At 63.5% G+C, this 12653-nt stretch carries 10 protein-coding genes; 5 read left to right on the forward strand and 5 right to left on the reverse strand.

The features are described 5' to 3' along the window. The first annotated feature begins 83 nt into the window (after positions 1-83). From LOY38_RS12950 to LOY38_RS12970, 5 genes are read left to right on the forward strand one after another with little or no spacing between them, the layout of a single operon-like run. A complete protein-coding gene (locus LOY38_RS12950; RefSeq protein ID WP_258700349.1) occupies positions 84-1937 on the forward strand; it encodes a CoA transferase in 1854 nt (617 codons plus the stop codon). Next, the gene (locus tag LOY38_RS12955) at positions 1934-3583 is read left to right on the forward strand and encodes a class I adenylate-forming enzyme family protein (protein WP_258700350.1); all 1650 of its coding nucleotides are present in this window, start codon (positions 1934-1936) and stop codon (positions 3581-3583) included. The genes LOY38_RS12950 and LOY38_RS12955 overlap by 4 nt, the downstream gene beginning before the upstream one ends. Further along, positions 3577-4797, forward strand: coding sequence for an acyl-CoA dehydrogenase family protein (locus LOY38_RS12960; RefSeq protein WP_258700351.1), 1221 nt, complete (start codon positions 3577-3579; stop codon positions 4795-4797). The genes LOY38_RS12955 and LOY38_RS12960 overlap by 7 nt, the downstream gene beginning before the upstream one ends. After that, a complete protein-coding gene (locus LOY38_RS12965; protein ID WP_258700352.1) occupies positions 4794-6002 on the forward strand; it encodes a CynX/NimT family MFS transporter in 1209 nt (402 codons plus the stop codon). Before LOY38_RS12960 ends, LOY38_RS12965 begins: the two co-directional genes overlap by 4 nt. Further along, positions 5999-7081, forward strand: a complete 1083-nt coding sequence (locus LOY38_RS12970) for a glucuronyl hydrolase (RefSeq protein WP_258700353.1) — start codon at positions 5999-6001, stop codon at positions 7079-7081. Before LOY38_RS12965 ends, LOY38_RS12970 begins: the two co-directional genes overlap by 4 nt. A 30-nt stretch (positions 7082-7111) precedes the next feature. On the opposite strand, the gene LOY38_RS12975 is transcribed toward LOY38_RS12970, so the two are convergent. The 5 genes from LOY38_RS12975 to LOY38_RS12995 all read right to left on the reverse strand — a co-directional run bounded on the left by LOY38_RS12975 (position 7112) and on the right by LOY38_RS12995 (position 12646). Next, complete coding sequence (locus LOY38_RS12975) at positions 7112-8104, reverse strand: LacI family DNA-binding transcriptional regulator (RefSeq protein ID WP_258700354.1); 993 nt, start codon at positions 8102-8104, stop codon at positions 7112-7114. A 74-nt stretch (positions 8105-8178) separates the two neighbouring features. Beyond that, complete coding sequence (locus LOY38_RS12980) at positions 8179-9681, reverse strand: glycoside hydrolase family 32 protein (protein WP_258700355.1); 1503 nt, start codon at positions 9679-9681, stop codon at positions 8179-8181. Further along, positions 9678-10817, reverse strand: coding sequence for an ABC transporter ATP-binding protein (locus LOY38_RS12985; protein WP_258700356.1), 1140 nt, complete (start codon positions 10815-10817; stop codon positions 9678-9680). The genes LOY38_RS12980 and LOY38_RS12985 overlap by 4 nt, the downstream gene beginning before the upstream one ends. A gap of 27 nt (positions 10818-10844) precedes the next feature. Continuing rightward, positions 10845-11687, reverse strand: a complete 843-nt coding sequence (locus LOY38_RS12990; RefSeq protein ID WP_258700357.1) for a carbohydrate ABC transporter permease — start codon at positions 11685-11687, stop codon at positions 10845-10847. Further along, on the reverse strand, positions 11684-12646 hold the full coding sequence (locus tag LOY38_RS12995; RefSeq protein WP_258700358.1) for a carbohydrate ABC transporter permease: 963 nt from the start codon (positions 12644-12646) through the stop codon (positions 11684-11686). The genes LOY38_RS12990 and LOY38_RS12995 overlap by 4 nt, the downstream gene beginning before the upstream one ends. Between the last annotated feature and the right edge of the window lie 7 nt (positions 12647-12653).

A 12653-nucleotide genomic window follows, 5' to 3' on the forward strand; every position in this document is an offset into this window, starting at 1 on the left:
TGACTGATCGTTCCGGGCCTGCGCGGCGTACCTCACCCGAGGCCGTCCGCGCAGGGTTATGCAACCACTCTGGCGAATGTTTTATGTCCCGTCTTTTACATGGATGTAGCCTCAGCGGCTCCTTTGCCTCTTCACCTGCCGGGTTCGCCCCGCTGACCGCGTCACTGCGCTACCAGGCGACGACGCTGGGCCTGAACCCACAGACCACAACCGACGATCCGGCACACGGAGGGTTGAGCTTCACCCTGCATCACCCCGATCTGCAACCGCTCACCGGGCTGATTCATGGCTGGCCCGACGGCAGTTGCGCAGGTATCACCGAACACACCGTGCAGGCGGCCTGCGGGCTGATGTCGGTGCATGGCCGGGCCAGCGGCAAGGCCCAGGGGTTGGGGGTGGATTATGTCTCGACCCTGAGCGCCAGCCTGGCCCTGCAAGGTGCGTTTGCCGCAGCGCTTGGGCAGTTGCGCGGTGGCGACTTCAGCACTGTGACCACCTCCATGGCCGCGGCCGGGGTGCTGGGCATTGCCCAGTACCTGGCGGGTGCGACCGCGGGTGCCGAAGCCGAACGCCTGTTGCCGGGTGCCACGTGCGCGAAGAATCGTCCGCCGTTTGTCTCGGCCGATGGCGTGCACTTCGAACTGGAAACCCTGGACGCTGAACCGTGGCGGCGCTTTTGGGCGGAGGTGGGCATCGACGGCGAGCAGGCCGGGCAGGGCTGGAAGGCCTTTCTGCTGCGCTATGCCAAGGCTGTTGCGCCGATGCCGGCGATGTTTCGTCAGGCCTTGGCGCGCTTGTCCATGGCACGGATCAGCGCCCTGTGCGACTTGAGCGGTGTTGCGCTGTGCCCGATGCGCAGCCTCGCCGAGCGTCGGGCTGACCGCGATCTGCCGGGTCAGTTAGAGCAGGGCCCCTGGGCCTTCGACGCTGTCAGCGCGGGCGGCAAAGCAATGCCTGACCTGGATGGGCAAATACTGCCCTTGAGCGGCCTGACGGTGATCGAGTCGTGCCGGCGGATCCAGGGCCCGCTGGCCGGGCACCTGTTGGCGCTGCTGGGGGCCGAGGTGATCCGCATCGAGTTACCCGGTGGCGATCCGTTGCGCGGTATGCCGCCTTGCGTCGATGGGGTGTCGGTGCGCTTTGACGCCCTCAATCGGCACAAACAGGTCCGTGAGCTGGACATCAAATCCGCTGCCGGCCGTGAAGAGTTGTACGAGCGGGTCAGGGAGGCTGATGTGTTCCTGCACAACTGGGCGCCGGGCAAGGCCGCCGAACTGGCCCTGGATCGTGCCGATCTGATGCGGGTCAATCCGGGGCTGGTGTACGCCTATGCCGGCGGCTGGGGCCATGACCGGCCGGGCGAATCGTTGCCGGGCACTGACTTCGTGGTCCAGGCCTGGTCCGGCGTTGGCGAACAGATCGGCCTGACCTCGGCGACGCCGGGCGGTTCGCTGTTCACCGTGCTGGATGTGCTGGGCGGGGTGGTCGCGGCCCAAGGGGTCAGCGCTGCGTTGCTGCATCGCGCGCTCAGCGGGCAGGCGGTACGGGTCGACAGCTCGCTGCTCGGCGCCGCCAACCTGTTGTGCGCGCAACAACTTCAAGGGACAGGCACCGCCGAAATCAGTCTGCTCAAGGGCGTGTACCCGACCCAGACCGGGCTGCTGGCCATCGACTGCCAGACCCCGGCCCAGCTTCAGCAACTGGAAATTATCCTCGCCTGCGATCTGCACAGCGACCCCGAGGGGCGTGACGGGCTGATTCACAGCGCCTTGGCGTCGCAGTCCGCCGCTACCTGGCAACAGGTGCTGGGCGACGCCGCGATACCGGCCGCCGTGGCCGTAGAAGACCTGTCGCAGCTGGCTGAAGACAGGCGATTGAAGACGTGTTTAAGCGTGAATACCTATACCTCGGTCAACGCTCACTGGAGTTTTCGATGAATAGCGCAGGCATTATTGATCTGGTCCCCGCTGATGTTCGCAGTGTTTGGGAACGCGACGGCACTTACCCCAACCGTTCGGTCTATCAACTGTTCCGCGAGCACGCGCAGCGCGCTCCGCAGAAACCGGCGGTGCTCTCGCCCGAAGGCACACTCAGCTATGGCGAGTTGCATGACGCGGCGCTGCGCATGGCCGCGAGCCTGCGCGCCGCTGGCATCGTCGCCGGCGATGTGGTGGCTTATCAACTGACCAACAGTTGGCGCAGCTGCGCCATTGACCTCGCCGCCGCGGCCCTGGGCGCGGTGGTCGCGCCGTTTCCACCGGGACGCGGCAGCCTGGACATCCAGGCCCTGGTGCGCCGTTGCGATGCGCGGGCGGTGATCGTTCCGGCGCAGTACGCCGGCATCGATCTGTGCCAGGTCATCGAGGCCCTGCGACCGAGCCTGTTGTCGCTGCGGGTGCTGATCGTTGAAGGTTGCGTCCGGGACGGCTGGATGAGTCTGCACGACATGCTCCAGGCCGAGCCGTTGACGCAAGCGCAATTGCCCGAGGTTTGCCCCAACTCGCCGGTGCGCTTGCTGGTGTCTTCCGGCACCGAATCCGAACCCAAGCTGGTGGCCTATTCGCACAACGCCCTGGTGGGCGGGCGCGGGCGTTTCCTGCAGCGCGTCCACCCCGAAGGCGAGACCTTCCGCGGGCTGTATCTGGTACCGCTGGGCTCGTCCTTCGGTTCCACTGCGACCTTTGGCAGCCTGTCCTGGCTCGGCGGTTCGATTGCCGTGCTGCCGCAGTTTGACGTGGGGGCGGCGATCGAGGCCATCGAGCAGCTGCGTCCGACCCACATACTCGGGGTGCCGACGATGCTCCAGCGCATCGCCGCCGACGCCCGCCTGGAACAGGTCGACAAGTCCAGCCTGTTGGGGCTGATCTGCGGCGGTTCGCTGATTGATGAAGTGACCGTGCGCCGCTGTATCGAGGCTTTCGGTTGCGGCTTTATCAGCCTCTATGGTTCGGCGGACGGGGTGAACTGTCACAACACCCTGGACGATGCCCAGGACGTCGTGTTTTACAGCGTCGGCCGGCCCAACCCGGCGGTGTGCGCGATCAAGATTTGCGATGAGCAGGGCATTGAATTGCCCCAGGGCAGCGTCGGCGAAATCAAGGCCCGGGGCCCGCTGAGCCCGATGCAATACGTCAACGCTCCGGAACTCGACGCGCAGTACCGCGATGCCGAAGGTTGGGTCAACACCGGCGACCTGGGCTACATCGACGCCGACGGCTACCTGATCCTGGCCGGGCGCAAGAAGGACATCATCATCCGTGGCGGCGCCAATATCAGCCCGGTGCAGATCGAAACCCTGGCCACCGCCCACCCGGATGTGGTCAGCGTCGCTTGCGTGGCCGTGCCGGACCCGGACCTCGGCCAGCGGGTGTGCATCTGCGTGACCCTGCGCGACGGCGCGCCGCGCTTCTCCCTGAGCGAACTGACCGACTACCTGCGCGAGCAGGGCCTGGAGGTCAACAAACTGCCAGAGTACCTGCGCTTCTACCGGCAGCTTCCGCTAACCCCGGCAGGCAAGATCGACAAGAAATCCCTGGCCGCCGAAGTGGCGTTTCTCGAGTGCGGGGCGGGCATCGCATGTTGAGTGCACAGCCATTGGCCGCCGCCCGGGACAACGCCGAGTTGGCCCGGGCGGTGCGGCGTTTTGTCGACGAGCGCATTATTCCGCTGGAGACCGAACTGGCGGCGGAGCCCCGACAGGCCGCCGGGCTTCTTGCCAAGCTCAGCGCCGAGGCACGGGCCGCCGGGCTCTGGGGCAGTTTTTACCCTCAGGCCCTCGGCGGGCGTATCGCCAGCCTGCGCGACTACCTGGCGGTGGCCGAACAGGAGGGGCGTTCCGAGTACGCCCCGGCGATTTTCGGCGACGATGCCACTCTGGATCTGCACATGCTCACCCGGCATGCCAGCGAGGACATTCGCCAGCGCTTTCTCGCGCCGTTGGCCGCGGGGACGCTGGTTTCCAGTTATGGCATGTCCGAGCCTGACAGCATCGGTTCGATCCCGGCAACCCTGAACAGCCACGCCGAGTTCGTCGATGGTCATTGGGTATTGAACGGGCGCAAATGGTTCATCTGCCGCGCCGAGCGCGCGGCCCTGGTCACGGTGATTGCCCGCACCGGCGCCGGCCCTCTGGAAAACGGGCTGTCGATGTTGCTGGTGCCCAGTGATGCGCCGGGCTTTCGGGTGGAGCGGCCGTTGTCGATCCTCGGCCGGTTCTCCGGTCAGGGCGAGTTGTCCTTCGATCAGGTGCAGGTCCCGCCGAGTCATGTGTTGGGGCAATCGGGGCAGGGTCTGGCGCTGATGCAGGAACGCCTGGGGCTGGGGCGGATATTGCGCTCGGTGCACTGGCTGGGCCTGGCCCAACGCTGTTTCGATCTGATGTGCGCACGCATCCACTCGGCCCGTGGCCAGCAGGCGCGGCTGGCGGATAAACAACTGGTGCGCCAGCGGGTATTCAAGGTCTATCAGGCCATTGCCAGCGCCCGCGCGTTGCTGCAGGACGCTGCCGGTAAACACGATGCCGGGGTGGCCAACAGCATCGAGGTCAACATCGCCAAGGTCGCGGCGTCCCAGGCGTTGAGCGAGGCGGTGGATTCGGCGATTCAGATCATGGGCGCCGAGGGCCTGAGCGAGTGGTCGCCACTGTCGGGGATTTACCGCACCGCACGCACCACCCATATCCTCGACGGCACTGACGACGCGCTGATCAGCGCGGTGGGTCGGCAACTGCTGGACAGTTGCGACGATGCGGGGCTGGATTTCGACTGGCCGTCGCGGGTACCGGGAGCGGGCCGATGACTGAGCAAAACGCCCCGCATGGCTGGTGGTTGCGGGGGGTACTGACCGCGGCGATGGCCTTGCCGATGCTGATCTTCTACGCCGTCGGCACCCTCGGCCCGTCAATCGTCGCCGACCTTGGCGTGCCAACCCATTGGCTGGGCTGGCTGATCACCAGCGCTTTCGGCTTTGCCGCGCTGTTGTCGTTATGGGCCGGGCCGCTGGTCAACTGGCTGGGCACTCGACGGGCCATGGCGGTGTTGTTCTGGAGCACGGTGGGCGCCTATGGATTGCTGGCGAGCCTGCCGGGCTTCGTCGGTGTGGTGCTGGCCCTGGCAGCGTGCGGGATTGCCCAGGCGCTGGCCAATCCGGTGACGAATCTGCTGATCGCCGAGCGCGTCGAACCCCGGCACAAGGCGGCGGTTGTCGGCTTGAAACAATCCGGGGTGCAGGTCTCGGCGCTGTTTGCCGGTTTGCTGCTACCGACACTGGCGGTGAGTTTTGGCTGGCGTGGGGCATTGGCGAGTTTGCTGATACCGGCCTTGTTGCTGGCGTTTCTGGGGCCGCGAGTGGCCCCCCGGGAGCATCAGGGTAAACCGCTGAGCCTAGCCGTTGCCCGACCCAACGGGCGGCTGGCGCTGTTGATGAGTGTGCAACTGTGTGTGGGCATCGTGCTCTCGTCGTTCGTGACCTATCTTGGGGTGTTCGCCGCGTGGCAGGGGATGCCGGCGACCTTGATCGGCGGCCTGATCGCCGGCTTCGGCGTCATGGGCATTGTTGCGCGGGTTTTCCTTACGCCTTTGGGCGCGCGCATGACCGATGAGTCCTGGTTGTTGCTGGTGTTGTTGTTGCTGTCGAGCCTGGCCTTGTCGCTGACCTCCCTGGCCGCGCCGGGCAGTCACTGGGCCTTGTGGGCGGGTGCTCTGGGCATGGGGCTGACGGCGGTGGCGACCAATGCCATCGCCATGAGCATGGTCTTGCGCGACCCAGGCTTCGGTAGCCCGGCGCCGGCCGCGGGTTTGCTGTCGGTGGGTTTCTTTGGTGGTTTTGCGCTGGGCCCGCCGTTGTTCGGGCTGGTGCAGAACGGGCCATGGGGTTTTGCCAGCGCCTGGCTGGCGCTGGTCGGCGTGTTGCTGCTCGGCTGTCTGCTGTGCCTGTTGTTGACGCGGGTTCGGCAGCGCCAGAGAAGCAGCGCTGTGGAACCGTCCGTGAGGGTGGTCAAATGAACGCTTTCGAGGTTCCGGATCAGCCCCTTGAGACCGCTGAAGTTCGGCGCGCCATCCAGGCCATCTTCACGCGACTGGAGCAGATCGACGCCGCTTGTGGCCAAGGCTTTCCCCTGTATCGCACGGGGGACAGCGAGGCATGGAAGGTGTCTGCCAGCGGCTCCTGGCTGGGCGGGTTCTGGGCTGGTCTGTGGTGGTTGCGAGCCCATTGCACCGGGCGCCGGGCGGATCTGCAACAGGCGCTGTGCATCGCCGAGCGGCTACGGGACAAGCTCGACAGCGATACCCATCATCGCAGCCTGATTTTCTGGTACGGCGCCGGGTTGGGCGCACGCCTGTTGGCCAACCCCCAAGCCGAGGAATTGGCGGAGCAGGCGGTGCAACGCCTGGCCCGGGCCTTCGATCCGGTGCTGGGTTGCATCCCCCTCGGCCGCGAGATGGGCGGCGGTGAGCACGGTGACAGCCGTTTGAGCATCGATCCGCTGGCCGCGACCTTACAGCTATTTACCCTGAATGCCGAGCCACGGTTGTTGGGGCTGGGTCGCCAACAGTTGCAGACCTCCTTCCGTGCCTGTGCCGGCGCGGACGGTACCTGGAGCAGCCATGCGCGTTTTGACCTGGGGCAATGGCAGGTCGGTGACGCCCCGGGCAATTGGTCCCGGGGGCAGGCCTGGGCCATGCTCGGCCTGGGTACGGGCGCCCGCTTGTACGGTGCGCCGTTCAGCAGCGATGCCGAAAGGGCAAGCCAGTACTGGCTGCACAGCCGGGGCTTGTCCGTCCCGGCCAATCGCCTGGATCAGCCCCAGGGACCGAGCGACCCTTGTGCCGCGGCGATGGCGGCATTGGCCCTGCAAGGGCAGGCGGTGGGGGCCGTCGAGTCGGCGTTGCCAAGGCAACAGGCCGGCCAGTTACTGGCAGCGATCGTGCGCAGCGCCGACTTCGAGGATGGGCGATTTATCGGCCATTGCTATCGCACCACGGCAACGGTGGAGCAGAAGGTCGAATCGGTGTGCGGCAGTTTCTTTCTGTTGGCGGCGCTGCTGGCCTGGACCGGGGAGATCGACCCGCGCTGGATCTGAGAAAAGGGCGTGCGCGTGGTCGTCAATCCTTCATAGCGAGGCCCTGACCACCAATGGGCAATCAACGGGCTGGGCTCCCGATACCTCCAAGGCCTCGATCAGATGCCGGGCAGCCTGGCGACCGATCTCGTAGTACGGCAGTTGCACCGTGGTCAGTGGCGGGATGAACAGTTTGGCGATACCGATCATGTTGTCGTAGCCAAGCACCGCGACATCGTCGGGAATTTTCAGGCCTCGGCCCAACAGCAGCTGATAGGCACAAAAAGCAATGCGGTCGTTGCCACAGATCAGCATGTCGAATTGGGGACGACCTTCGATGATGTGCCGGTCGAGGATGGCTGCGGTTTCACCATAGGCGTCATGATCGGAAAGGTCATATTGCAGGAGTGCGTCAGGCGTCAGCCCGAATGCCTGGCAGGCACGTTGCAGGCCTTGTTGTCGCAGCCCCCAGGCCAGACTCTGTTTTGGCAGATTGATACACAGAGGGCGCCGATAGCCTTGGCTCAACGCGTGATGGACGGCTCGATACTGCCCCATCTCGTCGTCTGGCACATAACTGACCAGGTGACTGTCATCGGCCAGGCAATTGGCGAGTACCAGGGGTTTGCTCTTCAAACGCTCGGGAATGCACACCTGGCGCAACCCCATGGCGCTGAAGATCAACCCGTCGGGACGGTGCGACAACATCAAGTCGATGTTCTGGTCGGTGGGCGGATTGCTCAACAGGTTGAGGATAAATACATTCCAGCCGGCTTGCTGCGCGGTCTGTTCGATGGACAGCAGCAACTCGACCGCGAACGGTGTGGTCGCGGTGTCTAGCGCGAACACACCGATGGTTCGCGACTGGAGGTTGTCGCCTCGCATCCTGCGCGCCGACAGGCTCGGTACGAATTGCAGTTCGTCAATGGCGCGACGCACCCGCTGAAGGGTTTCGGCGCTCAGTTTTTCCGGATTGTTGAGCGCTCGAGAAACCGTCATCAGGGACACGCCGGCCAGCTGTGCAACATCTTTCACTGAAGTCATGCGAGGTGAGGCCGGTCAGGTTGACGAAGAATCATGACACAGGGTCCGGGCTTTTCGCGACTCGAATGCGCAACTCACAGCCATCCCGAGGCGAGCGACCATGCCCGGCGAATGGAGACGCGCCCGCCACTCCCGCAGGCAAGAAGCTTCACCCCCAGACTGTCGGGACGGGGATAGAGGCGACTGCTGAGGCTGAAGCATCCGTTTTCGTCGAACACCTCGATGGATGAGCGATCAAGAAATACACGCAGTTCCAGTCGCTCCAGTGTCGGGGCTATCGGCACGCTGCGCTGACCTGCGACTTGCGCACCCGAGCGGCTGCGATCAAGTACCAGGCGCTGCAGCGACGCATCGTAGTAGAGCAGGGTTTCTTCATGGCCATCGTCGCTGCAGCGCAAGGCGATTCCCAGATGCCCGTCGACGTAGTCGAGCAAATCCAGACTCACATGGATTTCGAGCATATCGCCCTTCACTTGCGGCACCCGCCAGGCTCCCGCCTCATCCCACCAGGGTGTGCTCGGCATTGACGCCTTGCGCAGAGCGGTGAGTTCACGTGCCGGGTACACGCAAAGGCGGTCTGCGTGCAGTTCAAGTTCACGCGGCAATCCGAGCATGCCGCACCAGTGATGGGCCTGGCTCGGCATCGGGCTTTCCCACATGTCGAGCCACGCCCAGACAAGGCGCCGACCATCGGCGGCCAGCAGTGTTTGCGCGGCATAGAAATCGTGGCCGTTATCCAGCTCGATAAAAGGCCCGCCCGTGAAATGCCATTCACTGTCGAGTCGGCCCACTCTGTAACCTGTCTGGTACTTGTTGAGCCGTTCGTAACCCTTGGGTTGCATGCCCTGGGGGGAGTACAGCAGCACATCGCGTCCGTTCAGTCGGAACAGATCCGGGCACTCCCACATATAGCCATCGCCCTCACTGCCGCTGGACACATAGTCGAGAAACTCCCAGGTATGCAGATCCGTGGAGCGGTACAGCGGGAGCAGCGGCACATCGCCCAGACGTGCCCCTGCAATCAGATACCAGTGGTCATCTTCCTTCCATACCTTGGGGTCACGAAAGTGCATGATCGTGTCTTGCGGCGCGGTCTCGATGACGGCGCCATGCTTGACGAACCGGATGCCGTCGGTACTGGTCGCCAGGCACTGGACTTGACGGATCGAGCGCTCGTCGCCCACATCCCCCAGCCAGGTGTGCCCGGTGTAGATCAGTGCCAGGGTATCCCCACACACCACCGCGCTACCGGAAAAACAGCCGTCACGGTCGAAGTCGTCGCCAGGCGCCAGCGCAATCGGCAGATGCTGCCAATGGACCAGATCGGCACTCTTGGCATGCCCCCAATACATCGGGCCCCACTTCGCTTCGAAGGGGTGGTGTTGATAGAAAACGTGATATTCGCCGCGAAAGTACACCACCCCGTTAGGGTCATTCATCCAGCCTGCCGGGGGGGCAAGGTGATAACCGGGTCGGTAATCGTGGATGACGCGAGACAGGCCATCACTCAGCGCACGCTGCGCCAGGTCAAGGGAAGAAGACATTGGATCGCTCATGGTATTCAAAGGCAAGGTCATAGGGCGTGTACTCGTACCGAGCGCAGAGAGACGCCATCGGGCACGGTTTCGGTGTGTGGGTGACGCCTCAAGGCCGTGCCGTCGGCGTCGAACAGGTGCAGGTTGTCGATGTCCAGCTGCAGCTCGACCCGATCGCCCGCCTGCCATCCGGCGTTGACCTCACAACGACAGATCAGTGGCTCGTCCTGACCTGTCTCGAGGTGCACATAGGTTTCGCTGCCCAGATATTCGACTCCGGTCACGACGATGCCGGCGCCCTGCGCCGGCTTGAGCGACACGTGCTCCGGGCGAATCCCCAGGCTCAGCGAGGTGCCCGCCGCCAGGTTCGAACTGTCGAAGGGCAGAGACGTCATACCCAATACGAGGCTATCGACCAGACTGGTTTCGCCTGGCGCCTGCAGGCGCGCCTGCAGGAAGTTCATTCTCGGCGAACCCAGAAAACCGGCGACAAAGCGGCTGGCCGGGCGCTCATAGAGTTCGCGCGGTGAGCCGACCTGCTCGACGCGACCGCCATTGAGCACGACAATTTTGTCGGCCAGGGTCATCGCTTCCACTTGATCGTGGGTGACGTAGATCATGGTCGAGCCCAGTCGATCATGCAGCCGGGCGATTTCGTTGCGCATCTGCACCCGCAAGGACGCGTCCAGGTTGGAGAGCGGCTCATCGAACAACAAAATGTCCGGCTCTCGCGCCATGGCTCTGCCCATGGCCACACGCTGACGTTGCCCACCGGACAATTCCTTTGGCTTGCGTTGCAGCAGTTTGTCCAATTGCAGGATTTGCGCGGTTTTCAGCACTCGCTCGCGCAGGCTGGTCTTTTCGGTCTTGGCCAGTTTGAGGCCAAAGCTGATGTTGTCGTAGACGCTCATGTGCGGGTAAAGCGCATAAGACTGAAACACCATGCCGACGCCACGCTCGCGCGGTTCCAGGTCGTTGACCCGGCGCCCGTCGATCAGCAGGTCGCCGCCGCAGATCGAATCCAGTCCGGCGATCAGTCGCAGCAGGGTTGATTTTCCGCAGCCCGAAGGGCCAACGAACACTACGAATTCACCCGCCGCAATCTCCAGGTTGACGTCACGCAGAATCCGCGCGCCGCCCAATTGTTTGTTCACTTTATCCAGTTTCAACTTGATCACGATGCTGTTCCTTGTAGTTGTCGGGCATCAACCCTTTAACGCGCCGGCAGTGAGACCGGAAACGATTCGGCGCTGGAAGATCAGCACCAGAATCACCAGCGGGACGGTGACCAGCACCGAGGCGGCCATCAACAGCCCCCAAGGCAGCTCATGGGGGCTCCCGCCGGAAATCAAGGCAATGGCTACCGGCACCGTGCGTTGGGTGTCGGTGAGGGTGAAGGTCAGGGCAAACAGGAACTCGTTCCACGCCGCGATGAAGGCCAATAAGCCAGTGGTGACCAGGGCAGGCCAGAGCAGCGGCAACAGCACGCGGGTCAGCGTGACCCATGGGGACGCGCCATCCATGATTGCCGCTTCTTCCAGTTCATGAGGCAATTGCCCCATGAACGTGGTCAGCACCCAGACGGTGAAGGGCAGGGTGAAAATCGTGTAGCTCAGGATCAACGCCCAGGAGGTGTTGTACAAGCCCAGGGCGCGGATCACCTCGAACAGCCCCGACAGCACCGCGACCTGCGGAAACATCGACACGCCAAGGACCATCATCAAGACCGTGCCGCGCCCACGAAACTTCACCCGGCCCAAGGCATAGGCGGCGGTCAGACTGAGGAACAGCGCCAGTGTCACCACGCTAAGCGCGACCACCAGTGAATTACCGATAGCCCGCAGGAATGAGGCTTGGTTGAGCACCGCCGCGTAATTGGAGAAGTCGGGATTTTTGATCCAGTAGCTCACCTCGAACAAGGCGCTGGACGGCTTCAGCGACGTGACGATGGCGTAGTAGAAAGGGAAAACCGCATACAGCAGCAACACCCCGATCAGGCACCAAAACCCGAGGCGCAACAGTGCTTTTTTCAGTAGGCGCAGGTTCATGACCGGACCTCCAGTTGACGGCGTCCGAGGTAGAGATAAAGCATGGCGATCACCGCAACGACCAGAAACAGCAGGGTCGAGGCCGCGCTGCCGTAACCGACGTCCTGGAACTCCACCAGGTGTTGGCGGGCATACACCGACATGCTCATGGTGCTCGACGAGTTCGAGGTCAGCACATAGATGACGTCGAATACCCGCAGCGAGTCGAGGATGCGGAAGATCGCCGCCACCAGCAGTGCAGGCATCAATAGGGGAAGGGTGACACGCCAGAAGACTTTCAGCGGATGAATGCCATCGACCCTCGCGGCTTCGTAGCAATCGCTCGGCAACATCTGCAGGGCCGCCAGCATCAGCAGCGTGACAAACGGCACGGTCTTCCAGACGTCGACGAGGATCACTGCCCACATCGACAGGTCCGCATCGGCCGTCCAGGCCAGGGGTGCGTCAATCAGGCCGAGGCTCAGCATCATGTGATTGATGATGCCGAACTGGTCGTTGAGCATCCATGACCAGATCTTTGCCGAGACAATGGTCGGAATCGCCCAGGGAATCAGAATCATCGCCCGCACCAGAGAACGGCCGGTGAACTTGATGTTGAGCAGCAACGCCACCAACAGTCCCAGTACAACTTCCAGTCCCACCGACACCACGGTGAAATGCAAGGTGTTGCGCACCGAGTTCCACCACTGAGGATCGACCAGGATGCCCGACCAGCTGGAGCCGTTGTGGAACAGATAATTGCTCAGGCCGACGAAGGATCCGCCACCGGTGTCCGACAGACTGGCGTCGGTCAGGCTGAACCAGAATGTGCGCAGTAGCGGCCAGGCTGCCACCAGGGCCAGACACAACAGCATCGGCGTCAGAAACAGCCAGGCAGCGCGTACTCGGCGACGTTGTACGGGCGTTTCCCTGGTGAGCAGAAGCTCGTCACAGGGGACATGGGTAGTAGAGACAGACATGGTGATT

This window comes from Pseudomonas sp. B21-015, assembly GCF_024749285.1.
In the GTDB taxonomy this organism is placed as follows: Bacteria; Pseudomonadota; Gammaproteobacteria; order Pseudomonadales; family Pseudomonadaceae; genus Aquipseudomonas.

What these genes read in the sequence shown, in the direction of transcription:
- LOY38_RS12950 (WP_258700349.1), top strand. Translation starts at nt 84, where the DNA reads ATGTCCCGTCTTTTACATGGATGTAGCCTCAGCGGCTCCTTTGCCTCT.
- LOY38_RS12955 (WP_258700350.1), top strand. Translation starts at nt 1,934, where the DNA reads ATGAATAGCGCAGGCATTATTGATCTGGTCCCCGCTGATGTTCGCAGT.
- LOY38_RS12960 (WP_258700351.1), top strand. Translation starts at nt 3,577, where the DNA reads ATGTTGAGTGCACAGCCATTGGCCGCCGCCCGGGACAACGCCGAGTTG.
- LOY38_RS12965 (WP_258700352.1), top strand. Translation starts at nt 4,794, where the DNA reads ATGACTGAGCAAAACGCCCCGCATGGCTGGTGGTTGCGGGGGGTACTG.
- LOY38_RS12970 (WP_258700353.1), top strand. Translation starts at nt 5,999, where the DNA reads ATGAACGCTTTCGAGGTTCCGGATCAGCCCCTTGAGACCGCTGAAGTT.
- LOY38_RS12975 (WP_258700354.1), bottom strand. Translation starts at nt 8,104, where the DNA reads ATGACTTCAGTGAAAGATGTTGCACAGCTGGCCGGCGTGTCCCTGATG.
- LOY38_RS12980 (WP_258700355.1), bottom strand. Translation starts at nt 9,681, where the DNA reads ATGACCTTGCCTTTGAATACCATGAGCGATCCAATGTCTTCTTCCCTT.
- LOY38_RS12990 (WP_258700357.1), bottom strand. Translation starts at nt 11,687, where the DNA reads ATGAACCTGCGCCTACTGAAAAAAGCACTGTTGCGCCTCGGGTTTTGG.
- LOY38_RS12995 (WP_258700358.1), bottom strand. Translation starts at nt 12,646, where the DNA reads ATGTCTGTCTCTACTACCCATGTCCCCTGTGACGAGCTTCTGCTCACC.